This is a genomic window from Thioalkalivibrio sp. ALJ3, assembly GCF_000377205.1.
Classification (GTDB): Bacteria; Pseudomonadota; Gammaproteobacteria; order Ectothiorhodospirales; family Ectothiorhodospiraceae; genus Thioalkalivibrio.
This window is the reverse complement of the sequence record NZ_KB897912.1, coordinates 82,538-100,691: the sequence shown is the minus strand read 5'-3', so window position 1 is coordinate 100,691 and position 18,154 is coordinate 82,538. Positions and strand designations below refer to the sequence as shown.

At 69.1% G+C, this 18,154-nt stretch carries 18 protein-coding genes; 10 read left to right on the top strand and 8 right to left on the bottom strand.

What is annotated here, in order from left to right; genetic code table 11:
- On the top strand, positions 1-816 hold an 816-nt coding region (locus tag C935_RS0112410; RefSeq protein ID WP_018862815.1), incomplete at its 5' end, for an NAD-dependent epimerase/dehydratase family protein.
- 4 nt (positions 817-820) lie between these two features.
- Here the strand turns inward: C935_RS0112410 and C935_RS0112405 are convergent.
- The 3 genes from C935_RS0112405 to lexA form a co-directional block, all read right to left on the bottom strand.
- The gene (locus C935_RS0112405; protein WP_018862814.1) at positions 821-2,287 is read right to left on the bottom strand and encodes a DNA polymerase Y family protein; all 1,467 of its coding nucleotides are present in this window, start codon (positions 2,285-2,287) and stop codon (positions 821-823) included.
- A gap of 157 nt (positions 2,288-2,444) precedes the next feature.
- A complete protein-coding gene (gene imuA, locus C935_RS0112400) occupies positions 2,445-3,068 on the bottom strand; it encodes a translesion DNA synthesis-associated protein ImuA (RefSeq protein WP_018862813.1) in 624 nt (207 codons plus the stop codon).
- Positions 3,069-3,072: 4 nt separating this feature from the next.
- Entirely contained in the window at positions 3,073-3,690 is a 618-nt protein-coding gene (gene lexA, locus C935_RS0112395; RefSeq protein ID WP_018862812.1) for a transcriptional repressor LexA, read from the bottom strand.
- A gap of 188 nt (positions 3,691-3,878) precedes the next feature.
- Here lexA and C935_RS0112390 point away from each other — a divergent pair, with 188 nt between their 5' ends.
- On the top strand, positions 3,879-5,672 hold the full coding sequence (locus C935_RS0112390; protein ID WP_018862811.1) for a potassium/proton antiporter: 1,794 nt from the start codon (positions 3,879-3,881) through the stop codon (positions 5,670-5,672).
- A 35-nt stretch (positions 5,673-5,707) separates the two neighbouring features.
- On the opposite strand, the gene C935_RS0112385 is transcribed toward C935_RS0112390, so the two are convergent.
- From C935_RS0112385 to C935_RS0112375, 3 genes are read right to left on the bottom strand one after another with little or no spacing between them, the layout of a single operon-like run.
- A complete protein-coding gene (locus C935_RS0112385; protein ID WP_018862810.1) occupies positions 5,708-6,058 on the bottom strand; it encodes a hypothetical protein in 351 nt (116 codons plus the stop codon).
- 20 nt (positions 6,059-6,078) lie between these two features.
- Positions 6,079-6,405 (bottom strand): hypothetical protein, encoded by a 327-nt coding sequence (locus C935_RS0112380; protein ID WP_018862809.1) that lies wholly within the window; start codon positions 6,403-6,405, stop codon positions 6,079-6,081.
- 26 nt (positions 6,406-6,431) lie between these two features.
- Positions 6,432-7,559, bottom strand: a complete 1,128-nt coding sequence (locus tag C935_RS0112375) for a transporter substrate-binding domain-containing protein (RefSeq protein WP_018862808.1) — start codon at positions 7,557-7,559, stop codon at positions 6,432-6,434.
- A 63-nt stretch (positions 7,560-7,622) separates the two neighbouring features.
- Between C935_RS0112375 and C935_RS0112370 the strand changes: the two genes are divergently transcribed.
- From C935_RS0112370 to lolA, 3 genes are all read left to right on the top strand, one after another.
- Positions 7,623-8,861, top strand: a complete 1,239-nt coding sequence (locus tag C935_RS0112370; protein ID WP_018862807.1) for a methyltransferase domain-containing protein — start codon at positions 7,623-7,625, stop codon at positions 8,859-8,861.
- A 147-nt stretch (positions 8,862-9,008) separates the two neighbouring features.
- Positions 9,009-11,378 carry a DNA translocase FtsK gene (locus C935_RS0112365; RefSeq protein WP_018862806.1) on the top strand — a complete coding sequence of 790 codons (2,370 nt, stop codon included), beginning with the start codon at positions 9,009-9,011 and terminating at the stop codon, positions 11,376-11,378.
- Positions 11,379-11,496: 118 nt separating this feature from the next.
- Positions 11,497-12,156 carry an outer membrane lipoprotein chaperone LolA gene (gene lolA, locus C935_RS0112360; RefSeq protein ID WP_018862805.1) on the top strand — a complete coding sequence of 220 codons (660 nt, stop codon included), beginning with the start codon at positions 11,497-11,499 and terminating at the stop codon, positions 12,154-12,156.
- Positions 12,157-12,239: 83 nt separating this feature from the next.
- Here lolA and C935_RS0112355 read toward each other — a convergent pair whose 3' ends face one another.
- Together C935_RS0112355 and zapB are read right to left on the bottom strand one after the other, a co-directional pair.
- Positions 12,240-12,542 (bottom strand): cell division protein ZapA, encoded by a 303-nt coding sequence (locus C935_RS0112355; RefSeq protein ID WP_012983191.1) that lies wholly within the window; start codon positions 12,540-12,542, stop codon positions 12,240-12,242.
- Positions 12,539-12,763, bottom strand: a complete 225-nt coding sequence (zapB, locus tag C935_RS0112350) for a cell division protein ZapB (RefSeq protein ID WP_018862804.1) — start codon at positions 12,761-12,763, stop codon at positions 12,539-12,541. Before zapB ends, C935_RS0112355 begins: the two co-directional genes overlap by 4 nt.
- 247 nt (positions 12,764-13,010) lie before the next feature.
- Between zapB and C935_RS0112345 the strand changes: the two genes are divergently transcribed.
- From C935_RS0112345 to C935_RS0112325, 5 genes are all read left to right on the top strand, one after another.
- Entirely contained in the window at positions 13,011-13,298 is a 288-nt protein-coding gene (locus C935_RS0112345; protein WP_018175511.1) for a hypothetical protein, read from the top strand.
- On the top strand, positions 13,298-13,900 hold the full coding sequence (locus C935_RS0112340) for a UPF0149 family protein (protein WP_018138364.1): 603 nt from the start codon (positions 13,298-13,300) through the stop codon (positions 13,898-13,900). Before C935_RS0112345 ends, C935_RS0112340 begins: the two co-directional genes overlap by 1 nt.
- Positions 13,897-15,261, top strand: coding sequence for a Xaa-Pro aminopeptidase (gene pepP, locus C935_RS0112335; RefSeq protein WP_018862803.1), 1,365 nt, complete (start codon positions 13,897-13,899; stop codon positions 15,259-15,261). Before C935_RS0112340 ends, pepP begins: the two co-directional genes overlap by 4 nt.
- A gap of 204 nt (positions 15,262-15,465) precedes the next feature.
- Complete coding sequence (locus tag C935_RS0112330; RefSeq protein WP_018862802.1) at positions 15,466-16,725, top strand: FAD-dependent oxidoreductase; 1,260 nt, start codon at positions 15,466-15,468, stop codon at positions 16,723-16,725.
- Complete coding sequence (locus C935_RS0112325; protein ID WP_018862801.1) at positions 16,722-17,918, top strand: FAD-dependent monooxygenase; 1,197 nt, start codon at positions 16,722-16,724, stop codon at positions 17,916-17,918. Before C935_RS0112330 ends, C935_RS0112325 begins: the two co-directional genes overlap by 4 nt.
- Positions 17,919-18,154 lie beyond the last annotated feature (236 nt).

Here is an 18,154-nt window from a genome sequence, read left to right as displayed (position 1 = left end):
CGCGCGGCGATGGACCGGGTGTTTCGCGAGCACCGCCCGGAGCGGGTGGTGAACCTGGCGGCCCAGGCCGGGGTGCGTTACTCGCTGGAGAACCCGGCGGCCTATGTCGACACCAACCTGGTCGGTTTTGGCAACATCCTGGAGGGCTGCCGGCACAACGGCGTGGAGCACCTGGTCTATGCCAGTTCCAGCTCCGTCTACGGCGCCAACACCACGATGCCGTTCTCGGTGCACGACAACGTCGACCACCCGCTGAGCCTCTACGCCGCGAGCAAGAAGGCCAACGAATTGATGGCGCACACCTACAGCCATCTCTACAACCTGCCGGTCACGGGCCTGCGCTTCTTTACCGTCTATGGCCCCTGGGGTCGCCCGGACATGGCGCTGTTCCTGTTCACCCGGAAGATCCTGGCGGGCGAGCCGATCGACGTCTTCAACTACGGCCACCACCGGCGCGACTTCACCTACATCGACGACATCGTCGAGGGCGTGATCCGCACGCTGGATCGCCCGGCACAGCCCAATCCGGACTGGAGTGGCGAGACACCGGACTCGGCCACCAGTGCAGCGCCCTACCGGTTGTACAACATTGGCAACCACGAGCCGGTGGAGCTGATGCGCTACATCGAGGTGCTGGAAGACTGTCTGGGCAAGAAGGCGGAGAAGAATCTCCTGCCGTTGCAGCCGGGCGATGTGCCGGACACCTACGCCGATGTCGAGGCCCTGCGCGAGGACGTGGGCTATGCCCCCGCGACCGCGGTGGAAGACGGTATCGCCCGGTTCGTCGAGTGGTATCGCGAGTACTACCGCGTCTGACGGGTCACCCCCAGTAGCCTTGCCGGAACCACTGGCCGCTGCGCAGGCAGCGGTACAGCCACAGTCTGCGACCCTGCCGGTCGCGCGTGACCGCGTAATCGCGGCGCACATCCTGCCCGCGGTCCCACCAGCCATCCTCCAGTCGACCCAGCCCGTGCGCCTGCAGTGGGGGCGGGATCGGTTGCGGGTCCTGTAGCCACAGCGCTGTGCCGCAAATCATTTGCGCGGGTGTCGGCGGCGGAGGCGAGGCCGCCGCGTCGAGATCGTGTCGCGTGCCCTGAGCAGCTTCGGGGCGCGGGATGCCGCTTGCGGTGAGCCGGACGATCGCCTGCTCGCCCAGACGCGCGCTCAGACGGGCCAGCACGGCCGGCAACTGCGAGTCCGGCGGCGGATGGCCCGGGGTCTCGGCCAGCAGGCTGGCGCCCTGCGTGGGCGGATCGAGCAGCCGCGTGGCCCGCAGGCGCAGGCCGATGACCGGGGCGGGAAGGGCCTCGCGTTCCAGTCGGGTCTGCCACAGGGGCAGCCAGTCCTCGGCGCGGATACCGGGGTGGCCGCGCTCCAGCGTTATTCGGGTAGGGGCGATTCGGGTAGAGGTAATCCGGGTATGTTCCTCGCGGTGTTTCAGCTCCAGCGTCATCCCCTGCAGGCTGCGGTTCAGGCCGCGCAGCTGGGCCTCGGCCCGGCGCAGCAGGCGCTTGAGCGGGAAGGCCAGGGCCCCGGTCGCGTGAATCTCGTGTTCCAGGCGTAGTGTCAGGTACAGCTCCGGGGGCGGGTCGAAGCGCGGCAGGGTCTCCGTGCGCCGCCCCAGCAGCCGATCCAGCAGTGCCAGCAACTTCGGGCCGTGGCGCCGCGCGAGTTCGGGGCGCGCCAGGCGCAGCAGGTCACCGAGCCGACGCAGGCCGATGGCCTGCAGGCCCTCCCGGGTCGCGGCGGACAGTGGCAGGGCCTCCAGCGGCACCGGTGACAGGGTGCGGCGCAGGGCCTCGCTATCTTCGGGGATCGCGGGATTACGCAGGGTGGCCAGCAGGCGCGCGGCGGCCGGGCTGCGCGCCACGCCAATGCGCGGGTGGAAGCCCAGCCCCTTCAGGGCGTCCCGCACCCGTTCCCGCAGGGCGGCGAGCCCGCCGAACAGGCGCCGGCTGCGGCCGACCTCCAGCAGGATGCGCCGGGCGTCCGGCTCCGGGTGCACGTGATCGGAGAACTGCAGCAGCACGCCGGCCAGCATGGCGATCTGCGCGGTCTGGGCCTGCGGGTCGTGCTCGACGAGTTCCGGGGTGTCGAGGACGGCGAGGGCATCGGCCAGCGCCATGCCCGGTCCGGCCCCGGCGCGGCGCGCGGCGCGATTGGCGGCATGCACGCGCGGCGCAGCGCCGGCCTCGACCACCAGCAGGGGGCGCTCGGTCAGCCGTGAACGGTCCGCCTCGGCACGCGCCAGGGTCTCCAGCGCCAGGTGCGGCAGCTCGACTGCCATCCACTGTTCGTTTGCCGAGCGTGGTTTGACCCGTGGGGCAGGACCGGGCTCCGCTGGGTGCTCCGAGGGCGGAATCAGGGTTGGCTGGCGCCATGCGCGGGCCGGGCGCGAGGCACGCGGGTGCGGGACGGCTTGTGGTCGCTCCGGATGGCCCATCTCAGGGCATCGGGATGTGCAGGGGCTGGCCGGAACGGGCCCAGTCGCCGACGCCCTTCAGGCAGTGCAGCTCGAGGCCGTCGGTGTCGGGCTTCCAGCGCAGGCGCTGGTGGGCCGGGGAGGGCTGCTCCGTGGCACGTGGCGGGCGGTACAGGATGGTGCAGGCCTGGCTTTCGGCTGCGGCCAGGCGCAGTCGGCGCAAAAGTGCCGTTTCCACCGGGCCGCCCAGCCAGGCCAGCAGGACGCCGAAGGCCGGGTCACGCAGGCACTGCTCGCTGGCCCAGAGGGTGTCGCGGTCGTGTTCGGTGCGGATCATCAGCACCCGTTCCGGCGGGATGCCGAGCGGCTGCCAGCCGGGCAGCCAGGGCGTGGCGGGCGGCGCCAGCAGCGCGATCCAGTAGCCTTCGCGGCCGCAGGCGGCGAGCATGGGGACCAGCAGGCGGGTCTCGCCGCAGCCAAAGGGGGTGCCCAGGAGTTCGATCAGCTGGCCGCGCGGCCAGCCGCCCCCCAGGGCCCGGTCCAGCGCCGGGTGGCCGCTCGGCCAGACCGGGGCATTCGCGGCAGGGGCGGCGCTGCGCCCGCGCCACAGCGCCGGATGATCGAGCAGGGCATCAATGGAAGGCACGGGCTTAGCCCTGCGCTTCAAGATCGCGCAGTACGCCGACCCCGATGCCTTCGATCGCCAGCTCCTGACGCTCCAGGTTGATCTCGATCGGGGCGAAGTCGGGGTTCTCCGGCAGCAGGCGCACGCGGGCACCGTCCTGCTCGAAACGCTTGACCGTCACCTCGTCCTCGATGCGGGCCACGACGATCTGGCCGGCGCGGGCCTCCGGGGTCTGGCGGACGGCCAGCAGGTCGCCATCGAGGATGCCGGCGTCGCGCATGCTCTCGCCGTGCACGCGCAGCAGGTAGTCCGGGCGGGTCCGGAACAGGCTTTCGTCGATTCGGTAGTGGCGTTCGATGTGCTCGGTGGCGAGGATGGGCGAGCCGGCCGCCACGCGCCCGACCAGAGGCAGCTCGGCGGGTCGGGCCGCATGCGCACCGGCCAGGCGGATGCCGCGCGCGGCCCCGCCCACCAGTTCGATCGCGCCCTTTTTCTCCAGGGCCTTCAGGTGGCATTCGGCCGCGTAGGGCGAGCGGAAACCAAAGGCACGGGCGATCTCGCTGCGCGTCGGGGCCGTGCCCTGGGTGGCGACGGTCTCGATGATGTAGTCGAGGATGGCCTGCTGGCGCGCGGTCAGGGACACGGCGAATACTCCACGGGTAACTGTTCATAAATACAGTATTCCGTGGCCGGGGCCGAGGCAAGTGCAAGGACTTGTCGAGCGCATTGAGAGCGGCTGATTCTTGTCCGGGGGCGTCCCCTGGAGGCCGGTTCTGGGGTGATCATGCGATGATGGGCCGCACGTGGGTCCGAAGGACATAAAGGGCTTCGATGGACTGGATTTTCCAGCTGATCCTGATTGGTGCCGGGCTGATCGTGGTCTCGGTGCTGACGTCGGCGTTGTCGTTCCGGCTGGGTGCACCGCTGTTGCTTGTGTTCCTGGGGATCGGCCTGCTCGCCGGCGAAGACGGCCTCGGGCTCGAGTTCGATGACCCCAATACCGCGTTCCTGATCGGCAGCCTTGCGCTGGCCGTGATCCTGTTCGACTCCGGCTTTGGCACTCGGCTGCGAACCCTGCGCCGGGCGGCGGGCCCGGCCATCGTGCTGGCCACGGTCGGGGTCGCCCTGACCACGCTGTTGCTGGGCGCGGCCGCCCACTGGTTGCTGGATCTGCCCTGGGGCTATGCGCTGTTGCTGGGGGCGTTGATCAGTTCCACGGATGCCGCGGCGGTGTTCTTCCTGCTGCGGGTGGGCGGGGTGAAGATCAACCGCCGCGTGCGCTCCATCCTGGAGGTGGAGTCGGGCTCCAACGACCCGATGGCGATCTTCCTGACCGTGGTCTTCATCGAGTGGATCCTGTCCGGCACCACGGTTGGTGGCCTGGCCACACTGTTTGCTACGGAATTCCTGTGGCAGATGGGGCTGGGCCTCCTGCTGGGCGTGGTGGGTGGCTATCTGCTGGTGGAACTGGTCAACCGCCTGCCGCTGGAGGAGGGGCTTTATCCCATCGCGGTAATGGCCGGTGCGGTCAGCCTGTTCGCGCTGGCCGGCTGGCTGGGCGGCAGCGGGTTCCTGGCCGCCTATGTGGCGGGCATCGTGGCGGGCAATCGCAAGATGCGGGGCGCGGCGAAGCTGCACCGACAGCAGCAGGGACTGACCTGGCTGGCGCAGATCAGCATGTTCCTGATCCTGGGGCTGCTGGCCACACCCTCGGAGTTTCCGTCGCTGGCGTTGCCGGCCCTGGCGCTGGGCCTGGTGCTGATCCTGGTTGCCCGGCCGCTGGCGGTCTGGCTGTGCCTGCTGCCCTTTCGCCAGGACTGGCGCAGCACCGCGTTCGTCTCCTGGGTGGGCCTGCGCGGGGCGGTGTCGATCCTGCTGGCGATCCTGCCGATGGTGGCCGGGGTCGAGGGCGGCGAGGTGTTCTTCAACATCGTGTTCATGATGGTGCTGGTCTCGCTGCTGGTGCAGGGCTGGACGATTCGCCCGGTGGCCGAGCGGCTCGGGCTGGTGGTGCCGCCGGAGATGGGCCCCGTCGAGCGTGTGCAACTGGAACTGCCCGGCAGCCCGCGGCATGAACTGGCGGTGTACCGCGTGATCGAGGACAGCCCGGTGCTGCGCGGCGCCCGCCTGCCACGCTGGGCGCGCCCGTCGCTGGTGGTGCGCGAGGGGCGTTCGGTGCGCTATCAGCAGGCCGGGCATCTGACGCCGGGGGACTATGTCTACATCTTCGTGGTGCCGGAGTACGTGCCGTTGCTGGACCGCCTGTTCGCCAGCCCGCGCATCCCCGACCACGAAGACTCGGAGTTCTTCGGCGAACTGCCGCTACACCCGGAGAAACCGCTGGCCGATCTGTGCGAGATGTACGGGGTGTCCTGCGATGGCGTGGACGCGAAGCGGACCATCGCCGAATACCTGGCGCAGGAACTCCCGGGGGAGCCGATCGTGGGCGACCGGGTGAGCTTCGGTTCTGCGGACCTGATCGTGCGCGAGGTCGACGAGGCCGGGCAGGTCAAACAGGCGGGTCTGGCCTTTCTGCGCCACGGGGCCGGGGGCGACGGGCTCACCCTGCCGTGGTACGGCTGGTGGCGGGCGTTGCGCGGTCGGCGTGACCCGAAGAAGAGGTAGCTCTACTCGGAATCCTGTGTACCGAGCAGTGGCCTCTACGGTGAACCCTGCTCCAGTGTCTTGCGCAGGTGTTCGATCTGCTCCGGCTTGATGCCGGCGATGTCCTTGATCGGCAGGGTGAACGCGAAGCCGTTCCCCACCTCGCTAAGCGCGAGTTCTTCATCCAGGCGCTTCAGCAGCCGTTCGGCGAGGCTGGCCTCCAGGACCATCAGCAGCACGTTGCGGGCCGCGGAGTCCTTCAGGTCCATGATCGGTGCGCGGCGCAGCTGGGCAATGCCCTGGCCCTCCAACAGCGTCAGGCCGGCCGCGCCCTCGCGGCGGACGGTCTCGATGGCACGGTCGGCCCGGTTGCGCGGGACCACGGCGGCGAGCAGTACGAATCGCATGGCGTTCCTCGCGCAGGAGATTAGGATTGGGCAGGGGCACCGACGAACTGCATGCCTGTCAGGGCCTGGGCATCCAGCGTGAAGGCCAGACCGTTGTACGGCTGCAGGAGGTCCAGTTCCAGGTTCAGGCGGCGGGCGATGCGCTCGGCGCGTTTCTCGTCCAGCTCCCAGATGCAGACCGACTCCCGGCCCTGGTAGGTCACGCCGAGAAAGGTCATATGATCCGGAAAGCCGAGCCCCGCGCCGTGCATCACCGTGCCGTCCGCGCCGCCTTCCTCGGCGGCGATCGCCAGCGCCAGGTCCTCGCGGTCCTGGTCAACGATGGCTACCAGAAATGTTTCGGCCATGATGTATTAACTCCCTGCCAGACCGGTCAGTTGCCCAGATAGCGGCGCAGCACGCGCTGCCAGTCGTCGGATTCCAGAATCTCGAGGATAGCGACGTTCATCGGGGCGCGCAGGGGCGAGCCCTGGGGCAGGGCGAGGGCGTAGTCCTGGCGCAGGAACTCCACCGGCAGGACCTCCAGTTCGCCGGCGAAGTGTTCGCGTGTCTGGTAGCGCAGCAGTGGGGCGTCGTAGACCATCGCGTCGGCGCGTCCCTCGGCCACCGCCGTGAGGGCGGACGTCAGGTCCTGGTGGTCCCGGTAGGCAAAGCCCTGTTCATTCAGCCAGGCGGCGGCGCTGGAGCCGCCGATGGTGGCGATGCGCTGGCCCTCCAGGTCGGAGACGTTCTGGATGCCGGTATCCAGCGAGCTGACCGTCAGCGTGGTCGCGATCGCGGCGGTAAAGGTGGACACGAGGATCAGCGCGGCGAACATCCAGACCAGCGCGATCATGCGCCCCGGCAGGGTGCGCGGGGCCTTGTCGCCATAGCCGACCGTGGTCATGGTGACCGCAGCCCACCAGAACGCGGAGCCGAGCCCCTGGGCGGCGTTGCCGCCGAACTCGTCGGCGTTGCGCCGGCGCTCGAACAGCCACAGCAGCGCGCCCACCAGCAGGAGCAGTCCGGCCAGGGCCAGCACCACCATCAGGAAGGGGACGGAGATGAAGGCCCGCACCGCCCCGGCCACCGGGTTGCCCTGCTGGGGCACGGCAATGGACAGCCCGGTGGTGTAGTAGGGATGGGTGAAGTCGACCCGCTCGGCGCGGTCCGCGGTGGCGGTCAGGGCGGCGACCGAGACATCGATACGTCCGTCCCCCAGCCCGTCGATCAGCCCCTTGAGGCTGGTCTCGCGGTACTCGTAGTTCAGTTCCAGGCGTTCCGCGACCCGCTCCCACAGTTCGATCGCGATGCCGGTGGGGTGGCCCTCGGCATTGTCCGGCGGGATCACGAACGGCGGTACGAAGCGGGTGCCGACTCGCAGCGTTTCAGTCCCATTGAGATCGGAGTCGGCCGCGGCCCCGGGGACTTGGGCCGCGGCAGGGGCAGCCAGCAGCCCTGCGAGCACAGTCAGAACGATCAGGTACAACAGGGCGCCAACGGGCCGACCGCTACGGGGCATGGGCATATCCTCAAGGTGATTCGCCGTACCATACCGGGAATGCTCACAGGTAAACACCAACGGATGTACGACCCCTTTGCCTGCCCGGAACGCGCGCCAGCGGCCATGGGTACGCCGCGCCCGGCGCTGGATGTCGGCTTTACCCTGGACTGGAGCAGTGCCGAGGCGCGGCACCGCGAGTGTCTCTTCCTGCCGTGGCTAATGCCGGCGCACGACGTCTGGCCGGGCGCCATCGGGTCGCAGCTGGCCGGCGCGGATGTCGGCGAGGCAGTAGACGTTCCGGGGGCACCTTTGGCCCCAGGGCGGGACCTGGCAGGGGAAGTCGAACTGCCGTCGACAGCGTTCAACAGACGTCTGCGGCGGCATCGGGTGCTGGAACCCCGTGCCGGGCGTTTTTATCCGCGCGCGTTCATCGCCGGCCACGCCGGCGTCGAGGCCGGTGACCGCGAACTGTTCCGCATCGGTGCGCTGGAGGACGCGCGGCTCGTCGCGGACCTGAACCATCCGCTGGCGGGCGTGGACCTGCAACTGCGCGCCCGAGTAATTGCGTTTCACGAGCAGGGACGCGACGACGATCGGGCGGTGGACGTGGCACGGCTTCTGACGGCGCGTGGGCCGGGGATGCAGGCGCGCTGGCACGGGCGGCCGACGGACTTCTGGTCGGGAGATGCCTGCGAGCGCGAGGATTCCGCGCCCGATCGCGACTTCTACGCCGGGCCGCGCATGGTGCATCACCTGGATGCCACGGCCCGTGCCCGGATCGCGGCGCTGTACGCCACGCTGATCCCGCAGGGCGCGCGGGTGCTGGACCTGATGAGCAGCTGGGCATCGCACCTCGATCAAGTTCGAGAGCCCGACTTGGTCACTGGACTGGGTATGAACCACGACGAGTTGGCCGCTAACGAAGCCCTGGATCAGGGCCTGGTGCACGACCTGAACCGGCAGCCGGCGATTCCGCTGCCGTCCGCGAGCTTCGATGCGGTGGTGTGCACCGCCTCGGTGGAATACCTGACGCGCCCACAGGCGGTATTCGCCTCGGTGCGCGAGCTTCTGCGCCCGGGTGGGGTGTTCGTGGTGACCTTCTCTGATCGCTGCTTTCCGACCAAGGCGATCGCGGTCTGGGAGCCGTTGTACGACTTCGAGCGTATGGGGCTGGTACTCGATTTGTTTCTGCGTGCAGGATTCGACGATCTTTCCACGCTCTCACTGCGCGGCCTGCCGCGCCCGCCGGATGACCCGTATGCCGGGCGGCTGGAGCATGCCGATCCGGTGTTCGCGGTCTGGGGGTGGCGGCGGGACTGAGGGAGCTTCGCGGGCAAGCCCGCTCCCACAATGGCAGGGCTCACTGTGTGGGGGCAAACAGGCAACTGGACCGGACTCGGTTCTCAGGCTTGGCTGGCCTGGCACCACGAACGCTGTTTTAACCGGTAAACTGCGCGATGATTCGCAATGCCCGCGTCGCGGGCCGAACACGATGGGGAGCGCATGGCCGCAAGCAAGGCCAAATCCGGGGGCAAGGGCAGGAAGACGGCGGAGCCGGCCGCGGCACCGAGCCTGAGCGGGCAGTTGCTGCGCGGGCTGCGCGAGGGTGCGCTGCTGATCTTCGGCATGCTGGCGCTTTATCTGCTGGTCGCCCTGGTGAGCTATCACCCGGGCGATGCCGCTTGGTCCACTACCGGCGACGGCGAGAGCCTGCGCAACCTGGGTGGCACCACCGGCGCCTGGTTTGCGGACATCGCGTTTCACCTGCTGGGCTATCTGGCCTACCTCATTCCGCTGGCGGTCGGCGGCATCGGCTGGTGGCTGTTCCGGCATCGCCGCGAGGCGCGGATCGCCAGCCCGATGGAGCTGACCGTGCGCGGGGTCGCGCTGATCGTGGCGTTGATCTCGGGTGCGGCGCTGGCCGCGCTGCACCTGCTCCCGGGCGGGATGCCGGTGCACGCGGGTGGCATCCTCGGGGACCTGTTCGGCGGCTGGGCCGTGGCCGGGCTGAGTCTGGTCGGGGCGACGCTGGTGCTGCTGGCGCTGTTTCTGGCCGGGGTGACGCTGTTCACCGGGCTGTCCTGGTTCCTGCTGATGGACCGACTGGGTCAGTTGACCATTCGTGGTTTCGAGCGGCTGCGCGCCCAGCTGGATTCGGCCCGGGATCGCCGCATCGGCGCGCGCGAACGCGCCGAGCGCGAGACGCGGGTGGAAAAGGAGCGCAAGCGCACCGAGAAGCGCCCCCCCTCGCGTGTGGAGCCGCGCATCGAGGCGCCCGCGCCCAGCCCGCGCGTGCAGAAGGAAAAACAGGTCCCGCTGTTTACCGAAGGGTCCGGCGCTGACCCGCGTCCGCCGCTGTCCCTGCTGGACGAGGCGCCGCCCCCGCCGGATGGTTTCTCGGACGAGTCGCTACAGGCACTCTCGCGCCTGGTCGAACTGAAGCTGAAGGACTTTGGCGTCGAGGTCGAGGTGGTCGCGGTGCAGCCGGGGCCGGTGATCACGCGCTTCGAGCTGCAGCCGGCGGCCGGGGTCAAGGCCTCGCGTATCTCCGGGCTGTCCACCGATCTGGCGCGCTCGCTGTCGGTGATGGCGGTGCGCATCGTCGAGGTGATCCCGGGCAAGTCCACCGTGGGCCTGGAGATCCCCAACGAGAACCGCGAGATCGTGGCGCTCTCCGAGATCCTGCGCTCGGAACTGTTCGATACGAACAAGTCGCCGTTGACCATGGCGCTCGGCAAGGACATCGGCGGCGGCCCGGTGATGGCGGATCTGGCGAAGATGCCGCACCTGCTGGTGGCCGGGACGACCGGCTCGGGGAAGTCGGTCGGCGTGAACGCGATGCTGCTGTCGCTGCTGTACAAGTCCACGCCGGACGACGTGCGCCTGATCCTGATCGACCCGAAGATGCTGGAACTGTCGGTGTACGAGGGCATCCCGCACCTGCTGTGCCCGGTGGTCACCGACATGAAGGATGCCTCCAACGCCCTGCGCTGGGCGGTGGCGGAGATGGAGCGGCGCTACAAGCTGATGTCCGCGATGGGCGTGCGCAACATCGGCGGCTTCAACAAGAAGGTGCGCGATGCCGAGGCCGCCGGCGAGCCGCTGAAGGACCCGCTGTTCAAGCCGGAAGAGGCGCTGACCGAGACCGAGGCGCCGGATCTGGAGCCGTTGCCGTTCATCGTGATCGTGGTCGACGAGTTCGCCGACATGATGATGGTGGTGGGCAAGAAGGTGGAGGAGCTGATCGCACGCCTGGCGCAGAAGGCGCGCGCCGCCGGCATCCACCTGATCCTGGCCACCCAGCGCCCGTCGGTGGACGTGATCACCGGCCTGATCAAGGCGAACATCCCCAGCCGTATCGCGTTCCAGGTCTCCTCGCGCGTGGACTCGCGCACCATCCTCGACCAGATGGGGGCCGAGCACCTGCTGGGCCACGGCGACATGCTCTACCTGCCGCCGGGCAAGGCGATGCCGGAGCGCGTGCATGGTGCCTTCGTCGGGGACAACGAGGTCCACCAGGTGGTGGAGTACCTGAAATCCACCGGCGAGCCGGACTACAACGAGGCGATCCTCGACGAGCCGGAGGCCGGGGCTGCCGCGATCCCGGGGCTGGAGGCGCCGGGCGATGGCGAGGCGGAGGCCGATCCGCTTTACGATCAGGCCGTGCAGATCGTGATCGAGACGCGCAAGGCCTCGATCTCGTTCATCCAGCGCCGCTTGAAGATCGGCTACAACCGCGCCGCTCGCATGGTCGAGGACATGGAGGCCGCCGGACTGGTCAGCCCGGTGCAGTCCAATGGCAATCGCGAGGTCCTGGTCCCGGGGCCGAACGACTGACGCCCGGACTGGTCCATGTACCGGATCCTGTGATCCTGCTCGCCCTTTCTGTTGTGGCATTCACGCCCGGTTAAGCGACCGGGCGCAGGATCATCGTAAACATGCAACTGGAGCCCGCATGACTGTCCGACTTGTTTCCCGTCTGCTGCTCGCCCTGGCCGCGACGACGATGTTCCTGTTCGCCGGACCGCTGGCGGCCGAGCGTGGCCCGGCACCGGATGCGCGCGCGGCGCTGGACCGTTTTGTCGAGGGACTGGAGACCTTTACCGCCGAATTCACGCAGACGGTGCGCGACGAGACTGGGTACGTGCTGCAGGAGTCCGATGGTTCGATGCAACTGGGCATGCCCAACCGCCTGCGCTGGGAGGTGACCGAGCCCTTCCCGCAGACGATTGTCTCCGATGGCGAGGATCTGTGGACCTATGACCCGGACCTGTCGCAGGCGACTGTGCGCCCGCTGGGGGATGCGTTCGATGCGACACCGATCGCGGCGATCACCCAGCCCGAGCGGCTGGACGAGCACTTCCGCATGGATGTGCTGCCGGTACGGGATGCCTCGGCCCTGCGCTTGCTGCTGATCCCGCGCAACGAGCAGGCGGACTTTACGCACCTCGAGCTGGATCTGACGCCGGATGGCGACCTGACCCGCATGGCCTTCCGCGACATCTTTGGTCAGGAGACCGAGATTCACTTCGAGCGAAGCGAGCGCAACGCGCCGGTCGACGAGTCCGTGTTCACCTTTGATCCGCCATCCGGGGTGGATATCTACCGGCCGTAATGTGCCTTCGGGGGGGCACAGATCGGGCCCTTTGCGCATAGCGGGCAAGCTGCCCCCTGTGGGAGCGGCCTTGGCCGCGAACTTCAGGAGCGGGGCGTGCCCAGCGACTGTTCGATGCGGTCGGCGATGGCGGTGATGCGGGCCGGGCCGGTCTGCTCGGCGCGCTTGAGCTGCTCCTGGCATTCGAGCATCTCGTGGGCGAGGTTCAGCGCCACCATCACGGCGATGCGCTCGGCGCCGACCACGCGGCCGGTGTCGCGCAGTTCGCGCATGCGTTCGTCGACCAGGGAGGCGGAGGCGAACAGGTCGGCGCGTTCCTCGGGCGGGCAGGCGATCTGGTATTCCTTGCCCAGGATCGACACGCGTACGGGTTCGGACTGGCTCATTCGCTGTGCTCCATCGACCGCAGGCGGGCGATCATCGTCTCGACCCGGTGGCGGGCCTGTTCGTTGCGTTCCTTGAAGGCCGCGCGCTCGCTTTTGAGCTGACGAATCTGCTCGTGCAGCAGATCGTTCTCCTCGCGCAGGGCGGCATGTTCATCGAGCAGTCGCGTAATCGCGGCCTCAAGGCGCTCGACGGGATCGTGGCTGGAATCCTCGGACGACATGGCGACAGGCCCCGGTTCGGTGAAGGCGGCCGCACACGGCGCGCGGCTGGCAATTCATGGAGTCTAGGAGTCCCCCCCGCAAATCGTCAACTTGTGTGACCTTTTTGCGAGAGCGCCTTCACTTTTGCTATCTGCGACTGCCGGCGGCGACAGGGCCAAACGCGCGCGGACACGGCGCTTTGTTGCGACTCCTATGGCGGGCTGGTCACAATAGGCGGCATATCATTTCTCAGGAACTGCCGCGCCCATGACCCAGCCCCCCGAACCCGACCCGCAGGCCACCGTAATCGAGGGCACCGCCCACAACGGCAAGCCCTGCCGCATCGTGGACAATACCGGGGCGATCCCGCGCGCGGATCTGGAGCAGCTGCTGGCGGACCTGATCGCGGAGAAGCGCTTTGGTCTGAATGCGCTGTCGGCCACCGGGTCCAGCGCGATCAAGCTGGGCGAGCCGCAGTTCACCCATCTGCAGGTCGGTGACGACCTCTACCGCTTCCTGCTGTTTCCGTACGAAGCCCGTCTGGAGTCCTTCTGATGGCTGCTCCGACCGGCGAATCGACCAAGGCGCGCGGCGGCCTTGAATCCGACCCGACCGCGCTGGCCGAGCAGCTCGCGCATGGCCTGCGCCGCATGGGCTTCGCGCAAACGCCGGCCTCCGCCCACGGGCTGTTCACCGGCTGTGTGGTCGCGGACCCCGGCGCGGATGTCGAGGCGCTGGAACAAAGCCTGGGCGAGGCGCTGCCGCTGACCGATGCCGCGCCGGACGACTTCCGCGCGACGGTGGAGGCGATCCGCCGGGCACTGCTGGCGCAGCTGTACGACGTCGAGCTCGGCTTCGGGCCCCTGCTGCCGGAGGACGAGCCGATCGAGGCGCGCGCCCAGGCGCTGTCGGAGTGGGTCGACGGCTTTATCTCCGGCTTCGGGCAGATGCCCCGGCTGCAGCAGATGAAGCCCTCGGCCGAGGCCAGCGAGATCCTGCGCGACTTCGCCGAGATCGCGCGCATCGAGCTGGAGCCGGAGGACGACGAAGACAACGCCGCCGCCTTCGAGGAACTCAACGAATATGTACGCGTCGGTGTACTGCTGATCGCCGACGAGCTCGCCCCGGACGACCCGAAACGGATCCCGATGCAATGAATGCCCCCACGCGCCCCCCGCTGCCCGGCAAGACCCCGACCATCACCCTGGCCGAGTTCGCCCGGCGGCGCCAGCGCCTGATGCGCGGCGTGGGGGGCGACTCGATCATCGTGGTGCCCGCGGCGCACGAGCAGGTGCGCAATCGCGATGTCGACTACCCGTTTCGCCAGAACAGCGACTTTCTCTATCTAACGGGCTTTCCCGAGCCGGATGCGGTTGCTGTGTTGGTCCCCGGTCGTGAGGCCGGGGAGTACATCCTGTTCTGCCGCGACCGCGACCCCACGCAGGAGACCTGGCAGGGGCGGCGCGCCGGACCGGACGGGGCGATGGAGCAATACGGCGCCGAATGTGCGTTCCCGATCGAGGACATCGACGAGATCCTGCCTGGCCTGATGGAGAACCGGCGCGTGCTGTGTGCCCCGTTCGGGCGCGACGAGGCGCTGGACCAGCGGCTGTTCGGCTGGGTCAATCGGGTCCGCGCGAAGGCGCGCAACGGCGTGCGGGCCCCGCATGAATACGTCGCGATCGAGCACTACGTGCACGAGCAGCGCCTGTTCAAGAAGGCACCGGAACTGCGCATGATGCGCCACGCGGCGGCGATCTCCTGCCAGGCCCATATCCGCGCGATGCAGGCGGCCCGCCCGGGCGTGACCGAATTCATGGTCGAGGCCGAACTGCTGCACGAGTTCTACCGCCATGGCACCGAACCGGCGTATCCCTCCATCGTCGGCGGTGGCGAGAACGGCTGCATCCTGCACTACATCGAGAACCGCGATGTCCTGAACGACGGCGACCTGCTGCTGATCGACGCCGGCTGCGAGGTGCAGGGCTACGCCTCCGACATCACCCGCACCTTCCCGATCTCCGGGCGCTTCAGCGACACCCAGCGCGAGGTCTACGAGTGCGTGATGGCTGCCCAGCGCGCGGCCATCGGGCAGACCCGCCCCGGCAACCACTGGAACGACCCGCACGACGCCGCCGTGCGCGAGCTGACCCGCGGGCTCAAGGACCTGGGCGTGCTCAAGGGCCGGCTCGACAAGCTGCTCAAGGACCACGCCTATCGGCCCTTCTATATGCACCGCACTGGCCACTGGCTGGGGCTGGACGTGCACGACGTCGGCGACTACCGCGTCGGCGACGCCTGGCGCCTGCTGGAGCCGGGCATGGTGACCACCGTGGAGCCGGGCCTCTACTTCGGCCCGTACTCCGAGGCCCCGAAGGCCCTGCGCGGCATCGGAGTCCGCATCGAGGACGACGTCGCCGTCACCCGCGACGGACACGAAGTCCTCACCGCCGCCTGCCCCAAAACCCCCGACGACATCGAAGCCTGCATGGCCGGTGACCTCCCGGGCTGGACCTGACCATGCGCTCCCGCCCAAACCCGGCCAACCCCAAAACCGTAGGGTGCGTTGAGCTCCGCGAAACGCACCGATCGCTGGGGCGTGGCCACACCTTTGATGCGATTCGCTGCGCTCATCGGCATCCTACGAAGGCGCTGCGGGAACGGCCCTTGTGGGAGCGGGCTTGCCCGCGAACTCCCGCCCAAGACGGCTTGCCGGTCTGACATGAGCACCCAAGCCTGCGACATCGCCATCATCGGCGGCGGCCCGGTCGGCAGCCTGGCTGCCGCTATGCTCTCGCGGGCTGGCTACTCTGTGGCCCTGTTCGAACGGGGTTCCGCACCGAACGCCGGTACCACGCGCCCCGACACCCGCGGCTACGCCCTGGCCGCCGGCTCCGTTCAGCTGCTGGACGATCTCGGCTACTGGTCCTCCGTGGCCGAACAGGCCACCCCCATCCGTTCCATCGTCGTCAGCCGCCGCGGCGGGCTGGGGCGGGTCCACCTGAACGCGCGCGACCATGACCGCGCCGCGCTCGGCCAGGTCGTTCCGGCCGCCGCCCTGGACCCGATGCTGAACGAGGCCTGCCGCGCGGCCGGCGTGGACCTGCACTACGACTCGACCCTGGCCGGCCTCGATCCGGCCGAGGGCGACCGACGGACGCTGCACATCCAGGGAGCAAAGGGCGAGGCGGCCTGGTCTGCCCGTCTGATCCTCGCGGCGGACGGCGTGAGCTCCCCGACCCGCAAGGCCCTGGGCCTGCCGGTGCAGCGTCTGCGCTACGACGCCGATGCTTTGGTGTTCGACGTGCGCCCGGACCGCCCGCACAACGGCCAGGCCTTCGAGCGCTTCACCGACGAGGGGCCGCTGGCCCTGCTGCCGCAGGCCGATGGCCGCATGAATGTCGTCTGGGTGGCACCGCCGCAGACCTGCGAACAGCGCCTGGAGCAGGTCGAGGCCGACCGTCTGCGCGAGCTGCAGGCCCGCTTTGGCTGGACGCTCGGGCGTCTGCGTCCGGCGGGGCCGGTCGTGCGCTTCCCGCTGGAGCGCGTCCACGCCCCGGAGCCGGTCGCCGAGCGTGCGTTGCTGCTCGGCAATGCCGCGCACTCTGTGCACCCGGTTGCGGGGCAGGGGCTTAACCTGTCGCTGCGCGACGTGGCGGGCCTGCTTGGGTCGCTGCGCACGGGGCGGCAGGCGGATGGAACCCCGACGTTTGCCGCCGACCCGGGTGCGGCGGCCGTGCTGGAGGCCTATGCGAAAGCGCGGCGACAGGATGTGGGTAGCGTCGTCGCCGCCACCGATTTCCTCGCCCGGGGCCTGTTGCACGCCGCCGGCTTGCGCGGCCACGGGCTGGGGGCCGGCATGATGGCGGTCGATCGCCTGCGCCCGGCGCGCGATATGCTGGCCCGATCCGCAATGGGGTTGGGTCCGCTGCCGCGCCATACGCTCGCCCATCTACCCGCAGCCGGGCAGGGCACGCCATGACGAAAAAAGACGCCCACAACGAAACGCTGGACGTGCTGGTCGTGGGCGCGGGCGCCGTCGGCGGGGCGATTGCCCTGGGCGCCGCACGGCAGGGCCTGCGGGTCGGCGTACTGGAACGCAACGCTGCGCCCCAGTTCGATCCCGAGACGACGCCAGTTACGCGGGTTGCCACACTCAACTCCGCGTCCATGGCCTTTCTCGCCGAACTGGGCGTGCGCGAGGCGCTGGAGCAGCGCCGCGCCCATGCCTTTTCGGGGATGTATGTCTGGGATGCGAACGGCCCCGGCCATATCCGCTTCGAGGCGGACGCGCTGGGTGTCCCGGCTCTTGGCTGGACGGTCGAGCTCGCCGCGCTTGAATCCGTGCTATGGGGCGAACTCGAGGCCGCGGGCGTTGCCCTGTACCCGCAGACCGAATGGAAAACCCTCGACCGCCGCCCGGACCGGGTCGATGTGTACGGTGACCACCGACAGCCGATCGCCTCGGCCCGTCTGCTGGTCGCGGCCGACGGGGCGCGTTCCCATGTTCGAGACTACGTCGGTATCCCGTTTACCGGACATGACTACGACGCGAGCGGCGTTGTCGCGACCATCACCACCGAGCACCCGCACCAGGACACCGCCTGGCAGCGCTTCGTCGAGGACCGGATCATCGCGCTCCTGCCACTGGCGGACGGGCGCTGCTCCATCGTCTGGTCGCAGCCCGAATGGCCGGCGGCCGAGGACACCCTGGCACTGGACGACGCTGCCTTTTGTGCGGCGCTGGAGCAGGAGACCGATGGCTGCCTGGGCGCGATTACCGCAACGTCCCCGCGCGCCAGCTTCCCGCTCACCGCGCGCCACGCCAAGACCTACCATGCGGGCCGCGTGGTACTGGCTGGCGACGCCGCCCACACCATCCACCCGCTGGCGGGGCAGGGCTTGAACCTGGGCCTGGCCGACGCCCGCACACTGGTCGACGGGTTGCGCGGCCCCGCCCGCCACGACCCGGGCGCGGAGACCGTCCTGCGCGCCTACACCCGCGCCCGCCGCCCGGAAAACGCCTTCATGCAACGCGCCATGGACGGCTTCAAGCTCCTGTTCGGCACCCAGGCCGCCGGCCTTCCCGAGCTGCGCGGCCTCGGCCTGCGCCTGGTCGACCAGGCCACCCCCATCAAGCGCCGCCTCGCCCTGCGCGCCTTCGGCCTCGATTAGCCCCCGGCGCTGGCCGGACCCCCGTAGGAGGCCAGCCCTCTGGCCGATTGGGCCTGACCTGACGCCCTATATCGGCCAGAGGGCTGGCCTCCTACGGCCAACGCCACCGACCTCGTGAACCCAGGCGTCGGCTCTCCCTCAGCTGTCGGCTTTCCGCAACAAACTTGCCGAGATGCATCCGTGCCAACCCCTTGTCGCGCATATGCAACAGCGTTTCGGGTGGCCAATGTCATGCT

Coding starts and splice junctions, on each gene's coding strand:
- C935_RS0112370 (WP_018862807.1), top strand. CDS start 7,623: ATGTACGACCCCTTTGCCTGCCCGGAACGCGCGCCAGCGGCCATGGGT.
- pepP (WP_018862803.1), top strand. CDS start 13,897: ATGAATGCCCCCACGCGCCCCCCGCTGCCCGGCAAGACCCCGACCATC.
- zapB (WP_018862804.1), bottom strand. CDS start 12,763: ATGTCGTCCGAGGATTCCAGCCACGATCCCGTCGAGCGCCTTGAGGCC.
- C935_RS0112390 (WP_018862811.1), top strand. CDS start 3,879: ATGGACTGGATTTTCCAGCTGATCCTGATTGGTGCCGGGCTGATCGTG.
- C935_RS0112330 (WP_018862802.1), top strand. CDS start 15,466: ATGAGCACCCAAGCCTGCGACATCGCCATCATCGGCGGCGGCCCGGTC.
- C935_RS0112375 (WP_018862808.1), bottom strand. CDS start 7,559: ATGCCCCGTAGCGGTCGGCCCGTTGGCGCCCTGTTGTACCTGATCGTT.
- C935_RS0112340 (WP_018138364.1), top strand. CDS start 13,298: ATGGCTGCTCCGACCGGCGAATCGACCAAGGCGCGCGGCGGCCTTGAA.
- C935_RS0112325 (WP_018862801.1), top strand. CDS start 16,722: ATGACGAAAAAAGACGCCCACAACGAAACGCTGGACGTGCTGGTCGTG.
- C935_RS0112345 (WP_018175511.1), top strand. CDS start 13,011: ATGACCCAGCCCCCCGAACCCGACCCGCAGGCCACCGTAATCGAGGGC.
- C935_RS0112385 (WP_018862810.1), bottom strand. CDS start 6,058: ATGCGATTCGTACTGCTCGCCGCCGTGGTCCCGCGCAACCGGGCCGAC.
- C935_RS0112380 (WP_018862809.1), bottom strand. CDS start 6,405: ATGGCCGAAACATTTCTGGTAGCCATCGTTGACCAGGACCGCGAGGAC.
- lolA (WP_018862805.1), top strand. CDS start 11,497: ATGACTGTCCGACTTGTTTCCCGTCTGCTGCTCGCCCTGGCCGCGACG.
- C935_RS0112355 (WP_012983191.1), bottom strand. CDS start 12,542: ATGAGCCAGTCCGAACCCGTACGCGTGTCGATCCTGGGCAAGGAATAC.
- C935_RS0112365 (WP_018862806.1), top strand. CDS start 9,009: ATGCCCGCGTCGCGGGCCGAACACGATGGGGAGCGCATGGCCGCAAGC.
- C935_RS0112405 (WP_018862814.1), bottom strand. CDS start 2,287: ATGGCAGTCGAGCTGCCGCACCTGGCGCTGGAGACCCTGGCGCGTGCC.